Source organism: Thorsellia kenyensis, assembly GCF_042432445.1.
In the GTDB taxonomy this organism is placed as follows: domain Bacteria; phylum Pseudomonadota; class Gammaproteobacteria; order Enterobacterales; family Thorselliaceae; genus Thorsellia; species Thorsellia kenyensis.
Window position 1 is genome coordinate 1 of record NZ_JBHLXE010000063.1, and the last position, 6,934, is coordinate 6,934.

The window sequence follows — 6,934 nt, forward strand, 5'->3', positions numbered from 1 at the left end:
AAACAAACGGTGTAGCTTAGTATGTGAAAATTATAAATAACTAACAACTATCTTGACAAGTTCCGCTGGCGGTAATGTAGAAATAGGCTCACCGAAAAATATTTTATTGAAAGCGATTACGGTACAGAAGATGGGTGCCAGCGATTACCGGGTTCCGCCGCCACCATTACCAAGTGGACATAGTGAGTTTTTTATCTTGAAAAATCAAAAAACAGGTCAGGTGATTGCAAATCGCTCTTATAGAATTACGACTTCCGAAGGAGAAGTTTATACTGGGATTTCTGATAAAAATGGAAAAACAGTTGAAGTTTATACAGCTAAGCCTAGTGAATTAAAAATTGAGTTTATGTAATTGACCTAGCATACTTGAATGATTCGACTATGATTCATTATTTTAGAAGATGCCACAATCTAAATTTTTTATTTTTGAAACTGTTGTAAATGGGGGTACTACTATGACTGAAAATGTCCAGGCTAATACACAAACACAAGCAATACCTTCAGGTAAAGAGGTATACCTACCCCCTGAACCAGCGTTGTACTTTCATCCAGAAACGGGCGAACTATTTTATTTAGATGTAGATGAAAACGCAGAGATTGAAGAAGAGGATGCTTTCCTTTCAGCTTTAATTAAAGAACGAATTGCTAAAGGGATAGAATATTTAAAAGTCTCCTCTAGCTTAAAAAATGAGGCAATTTCAGAACCACTTAATCACATAGAAATAAGAATTCAACAAGCAAAAGATGAGCTTAATAAAGCGGTTGAAGCCTTAGAAAAGGAACTTGAATCTCTAACAAAGATTCACCCTGATGAAGAGGTTAAGTTGTATGATGATAGTGAAAAAGATAGAGCCATTCGTATGGTTGAGTTGATCAAAGTAAAAAAACATTGGGGAAAAAAATATACCTATGTGCGGTCGGATAAAATAAAAAATCATTGGCGAAAATATAAACTTAATAAAAAAGACTATTTGGTTTTTAAGGGAATGACACCTCAAGATTCCAGTTCAACTGATAAAAGAAAAAAACCTACCCGTATCGATGAAGACAAGTTTAAATCTGCGATGAAAGAAGCAATTAATCAAATCAAAGAATCCGGTGTAAATCTCAAACTCTGGGAAAAACAATGGCCAGGAGATAGCGGCGTGCTAGGTGACTGGGCTAAAGATATCAATGAAAAATTAAAATTCAAAAAAAACAAAAATCCTGATGAACCCTCTCAAATCGATTTTAGTGCAGAGGCTCAGTTGATGCGTTATAGCTATGGGGCTGGCACTGTGGGTGAATATAATCCATTTGTATTAAATGATTTAAGCGAAGCAAAAGGAGAAATATCAGCTGGATTTAATTTTTATGCTAATTTTGATGTATGCGCAGCCCAAGCTAAAGGCAGTGTGTACATTCCTGATGAAAAAGGATTAGAAATAACCTATCCAAATAAAAATGGTGAAACAAGTTCATTAGGCCATTTTAGATTTCAAATAGAAGCTAAATTATATGGCAGTGTAGGAGCCAGTGGAGCTATCCATCTAAATGTCAAAATAGGTACAGATGGTATCATGGGTACTAAAGGCGACCCACAGACGGAGCGACTTGGTTTTCCAGGTAATAAAAAAGTGGACTTAAAAAAGGTAAGAGACCAATCTGGCCTAGATGCAGAACTAGGGGTTTTTGTAGGGGTAGAGGCGGGTGGCAATATTGCAGGGACATTTGGTTGGAAAAATCCAGAACTACAAGAAGATTTCACTGATTTAGCCAAGATTGTTGTGGGTAAATCAGTCATGGCTGGTGTGGGCGCTAAGGGCGCATTGCGATTTACCCTCATTGATAATAAATTACGGATACTGGTCAAAGCGGCATTATGTTGGGGGGTTGGTGCTAAAGGTGAATTTGCATGTGAAATGGACTTAAACACCATCATGACGCAATTTCTCCCGTGTTTTACCTATATGCTACGTAACGTAGATTATATTGAAGTGGCTGAAATTATGGACGCTGAAGATTTTGCAGCGCTCTGTGCATTAGTGATATTGTTGCCAAATCCTGCTCTCCTAGGTACGGCGGTGCTTTCTTTTAATTTTGGTGAAGACATTATCAACAAATTGACGAGGTTATATGACCAAGCTGAATTTCGTTTGCAATTAATGGATCAAATTAATCAATCACCTGATTTTTTAAAATATAGCCCACCTGAAAGTAAAGGCTCTCTGATTGCGATGCTATTGGAAAAATCGTTTTGGGATATATTCTGGCTTCGCGGTAAAACACACGAACAGCAGGAGTGTGAAAACAAAATGGAAGACAGCTATAGTGGACGAAAAATGGCAATATTAAAGTGTTTTCGATGGGTGCAGTCTAAGCGAGATTATGAAAATGTGTTACAACATATCTCACTTATTCCTGGTGAAACCAAAACATCGGATTGGCGACAAAATGAAACTAAAATCATTGAATTTTTGAAGAAGGGAGAATTTTCTTACAGAAATAACAATCCGCGAAGTAGAGATTATCTAACTGACGTTTATAATAGTACTTATCACGTTAGTTTTAAAAAGATATACGCTAGCTTGCCTGATTCAATTGATGATCCATTGGCTGTTCTTAAACCTATTTCAGATGAAATCTTCAGCGGCTGTGCGCAAACAATAAACCCATTTTCAGGAATCAAGTGGATATAAAAAAGAGACATAAGGGAGTTTTATTTTTAGGTGTAACGTACACCATGCCTCTTTATCAGAACCCACAGATGTTCCACCTGAGGTAATTACGCCATAGTTTAATTTTTAAAAGCAATAAGAGGTTGGATGTATAAAAAAATTATGGTGCAACATGGTGTAAAAGTGAATGATGGATTGGCATCAATCAAAATATCTACTGACAAGAATAAATAAGCAATTAAAATGAGTTGGAAGCCCTATGACCTAAATTAATATAGCGAACCATGGAAAATTGGTTGATTTCTTTGTATTTTCGGTATTATAAGATGAAATCTTCAGCAGCTGTGGGCAAATCATAAAATTCGATTTCGATTTATAGCCTATGATTTTCGGTGAAGCAATAAAGCTATGGTAATAAGGATTTGACTAAATATAGGTAACGTTAAGGATAAAATATGTTAAGTCGTTTTGGTTCGGTTGTACTAATTTTGGCGCTACTCACATCGTGTAAAGAAGCGCCTATAACTCCAGAGGCTAAAGCATTTGCTGAGTCGATAATAGCCGATATGGTCCCGATTAAAGGGGGAACGTATGAGATGGGGGATTTTGGTAAAAAGTCGCATGGTTTAAATTTATTGCCTGAGTACGATGATCTTTATTTACATCAAGTCACTTTAGATGATTTCAAACTGGCGGCCCATCGTATCACCTGGGCTCAGTATAATGAGTATGCGAAATTTGCAGATGTAGAAACGACTAAGGTGGAAGAATGGAAGGAAAATTTATTTACCACAGTGAATCGTAATGCACCGATTATGGCAGCGTCGGTGCGCTGGGAAGATGCCAAAGCCTTTTGTCAGTGGGTGGGTAAGGCAACTGGGGAGATAGTGGATTTACCCACAGAAGCGCAGTGGGAGTATGCCGCACGTAATCGTGGGCAGTATGTGGTTTTTGCCACCGATAATGGTGAGTTTGAACCTGGGCGTAATATACCCTCCCCACTTAAATCTGCACCCGTAGGGCAGTATCCACCTACGCCTTTGGGGCTCTATGATATGCTCTCCCGGGATGTAGAATGGGTGAATGATTGGTATGATAGGCATTACTATACATACTCTTCAGAGAAAAATCCTGTCGGCCCTAAATATGGTGAAGAAAAAGCTGTGCGTAATCGTGTCTCTGGAAGTGATATTCAAAACCTGACCATCTCTAGGGGGCCCGTGCACCCAACTACCCATTCTATTGAATCGTGGAGAGATAAAAAAGAGACATCAGGTAGTGTTGTCTTTCGTTGTGCGGTACATCATGCCCCATTACCCGAGCCCACAGATGTTCCACCTGAGGTAATTACGCCATAGTTTAATTTTTAAAAGCAATAAGAGGTTGGATGTATAAAAAAATTAAGGTGCAACATGGCGTAAAAGGGAATACTGGATTGGCATCAATCAAAATGCCTACTGATAAGAATAAATAAGGAATTACAATGCGCTGAAAGCCCTATGGCCTAATGAATATAGCGAAGCTCAGGGAATTGGTTGATTTCTTTGTATTTTCGGTATTATAAGATGAAATCTTCAGCAGCTGTGCGCAAATCATAAAATTCGATTTCGATGTATAGCCTATGATTTTCGGTGAAGCAATAAAGCTATGGTAATAAGGATTTGACTAAATATAGGTAACGTTAAGGATAAAATATGTTAAGTCGTTTTGGTTCGGTTGTACTAATTTTGGCGCTACTCACATCGTGCAAAGAAGCGCCTATAACTCCAGAGGCTAAAGCATTTGCTGACTCGATAATAGCCGATATGGTCCCGATTAAAGGGGGGACGTATGAGATGGGGGATTTTGGTAAAAAATCGCATGGTTTGAATTTATTGCCGGAAAGTTGGGACCTGAAACCACATCAAGTCACTTTAGATGATTTCAAACTGGCGGCCCATCGTATCACTTGGGCTCAGTATAATGAGTATGCGAAATTTGCAGATGTAGAAACGACTAGAGTGGAAGAATGGACGGAAAATTTATTTACCACAGTGAATCGTAATGTCCCGATTATGGCAGCGTCGGTGCGCTGGGAAGATGCCAAAGCCTTTTGTCAGTGGGTGGGTAAGGCAACTGGGGAGATAGTGGATTTACCCACAGAAGCGCAGTGGGAGTATGCCGCACGTAATCGTGGGCAGTATGTGGTTTTTGCCACCGATAATGGTGAGTTTGAACCTGGGCGTAATATACCCTCCCCACTTAAATCTGCACCCGTAGGGCAGTATCCACCTACGCCTTTGGGGCTCTATGATATGCTCTCCCGAGATGTAGAATGGGTGAATGATTGGTATGATAGGCATTACTATACATACTCTTCAGAGAAAAATCCTGTCGGCCCTAAATATGGTGAAGAAAAAGTAGCACGTAATCGGGTATCTGGAAGTGATATTCAAAACCTGACCATCGATCGATCGCCCATTCATCCAACTACCCATTTTATTGAATCGTGGAGAGATAAAAAAGAGACATCAGGAGATGTTGTCTTTCGTTGTGCGGTACATCATGCCCCATTACCCGAGCCCACAGATGTTCCTCCTGAGGTAATTACGCCATAGTTTAATTTTTAAAAGCAATAAGAGGTTGGATGTATAAAAAAATTATGGTGCAACATGGCGTAAAAGGAAATGATAGATTGACATCAATCAAAATGTCCACTGACAAGAATAAATAAGGAATTAAAATGCGCTGGAAGCCCTATGACCTAAATGAATATAGCGAACCATGGAAAATTCGTTGGTTTTTTTGGGTATTTTCGGCAGTATTGATTTTATTGGTGTGCTTTTTCGGGCAAAGATATTGGGCTGGTGGATGGGATGGTGAGAGTTTCACATTTTGGCATGAAACTCAAAACACTCTTCTGGGGGTTCTCTTAGTGATTTTTGTCCTTCGTTTAGGGGTTTATTATAAACAAAAAATCTATTATGACGCTTGGTTAGAGAAGTGTGAGCGCACTGAGGCTCATTATAAGGCATGGGCTAATCGCCATTTGGTTTGTTTTGCGAGTTTCACTCAATTTCCAGGTAAACTTAACCCTCGCACTTGGTTATCCCATAGAGAGCAACTTGAACAATTTATTGACCAAGCCTTACCTATTGAGTTCATAGAAAAAGACAATGAATTAAAATCTGCATTTCATTATGCCGTCGATGGGGTTTTAGCTGAACTTAAAGAAATCAACCGCCATTATCCAGTGCGTTGCCATGTGATTTTGAATATCTCAGAGAAAGATTATCCCTCAAATAGGTATCACGAAGCATTTTTTAAATCACTTTTAGAAGAGCGCCTAGGCAACAAAGGTAAGCCGCTCATTATTGAGCTACACCCTGTAAAAAGTGATTTTTCACTTTTTACACCAATGTTTCAAAACTCCGTTGAAGAAGCGCATTTATTGATTGTCTTACAATTAGGCCAATCAGAGCAAGTCTCTGATGCCTTGGCGAGCTATCTGTTGATTTTAGGGGAGTACCATGTTCACAAGCCTATATTACCTGGTAAAGCGAAATTTTATCGCCCTCAATTAATTCGTGAGAATGAGATATCTCATGATATGAATAAGTTTCTTACACTATTGCCACAAGCGCAAGCCAAGATGCCATTGATTCAATCGGCTCAAGTGAACGAACACGCTCAAGCCATCTATAGCTATCTATTTAATGCACAGTCAATGCCTACAGAACTGAGTGTATTATCTGCATATACAGGCACTTTAGGTCGCTTAAGTGATTTATTGACACTAGGTTTTTTATTAGAAATAGCAGAAGCAACACCTAAGCAATTACTCTTGGCTAATGCGTTTGAGCCTGAAGGATATCTCGGATACATAGAACAAATGAAAGCTCATTGATACATTAACCTAGTCTCACGAGATTTTTAAAAATATTATCATGATTTAACTCTCGTTAATTTGTCTTATTTCCTAGATAGAGACTATTTTTTTATTGATAGGTGCTATTTTTATCAGAGCAAACAGCATTAACATCATTAACTCAACGGCAAGTTATTTTCGATTGTTCAGAAGAGCAAGGTATCATCATTGATTTTTTTAACTATTTAACTATTTAACTATTTAACTATTTAACTATTTAACTATTTAACTATTTAACTATTTAACTATTTAACTATTTAACTATTTAACTATTTAACTATTTAACTATTTAACTATTTAACTATTCGTGGATTTGTATAATAAGTGCATAGCCGCTGTCAGTCGCATTGCATTAATTGAGGGTCGAAAA

At 38.2% G+C, this 6,934-nt stretch carries 5 protein-coding genes; all 5 read left to right on the forward strand.

Annotated elements, in window-relative coordinates; all coding sequences use genetic code 11:
* The first annotated feature begins 52 nt into the window (after nucleotides 1-52).
* Nucleotides 53-352, forward strand: a complete 300-nt coding sequence (locus ACFFIT_RS05655) for a hypothetical protein (RefSeq protein WP_385876680.1) — start codon at nucleotides 53-55, stop codon at nucleotides 350-352.
* 103 nt (nucleotides 353-455) lie between these two features.
* Nucleotides 456-2,678: a hypothetical protein gene (locus ACFFIT_RS05660; protein WP_385876681.1), complete on the forward strand. Its 2,223-nt coding sequence runs from the start codon at nucleotides 456-458 to the stop codon at nucleotides 2,676-2,678.
* A gap of 434 nt (nucleotides 2,679-3,112) precedes the next feature.
* Complete coding sequence (locus ACFFIT_RS05665) at nucleotides 3,113-4,015, forward strand: formylglycine-generating enzyme family protein (RefSeq protein ID WP_385876682.1); 903 nt, start codon at nucleotides 3,113-3,115, stop codon at nucleotides 4,013-4,015.
* A 336-nt stretch (nucleotides 4,016-4,351) separates the two neighbouring features.
* Entirely contained in the window at nucleotides 4,352-5,254 is a 903-nt protein-coding gene (locus ACFFIT_RS05670; protein WP_385876683.1) for a formylglycine-generating enzyme family protein, read from the forward strand.
* 125 nt (nucleotides 5,255-5,379) lie between these two features.
* Nucleotides 5,380-6,543 carry a KPHS_23130 family T6SS system protein gene (locus tag ACFFIT_RS05675; protein WP_385876684.1) on the forward strand — a complete coding sequence of 388 codons (1,164 nt, stop codon included), beginning with the start codon at nucleotides 5,380-5,382 and terminating at the stop codon, nucleotides 6,541-6,543.
* Nucleotides 6,544-6,934: the final 391 nt, after the last annotated feature.

Excerpts from the sequence above, each read along its gene's own strand:
- ACFFIT_RS05670 (WP_385876683.1), top strand. The coding sequence starts at position 4,352 with ATGTTAAGTCGTTTTGGTTCGGTTGTACTAATTTTGGCGCTACTCACA.
- ACFFIT_RS05665 (WP_385876682.1), top strand. The coding sequence starts at position 3,113 with ATGTTAAGTCGTTTTGGTTCGGTTGTACTAATTTTGGCGCTACTCACA.
- ACFFIT_RS05675 (WP_385876684.1), top strand. The coding sequence starts at position 5,380 with ATGCGCTGGAAGCCCTATGACCTAAATGAATATAGCGAACCATGGAAA.
- ACFFIT_RS05660 (WP_385876681.1), top strand. The coding sequence starts at position 456 with ATGACTGAAAATGTCCAGGCTAATACACAAACACAAGCAATACCTTCA.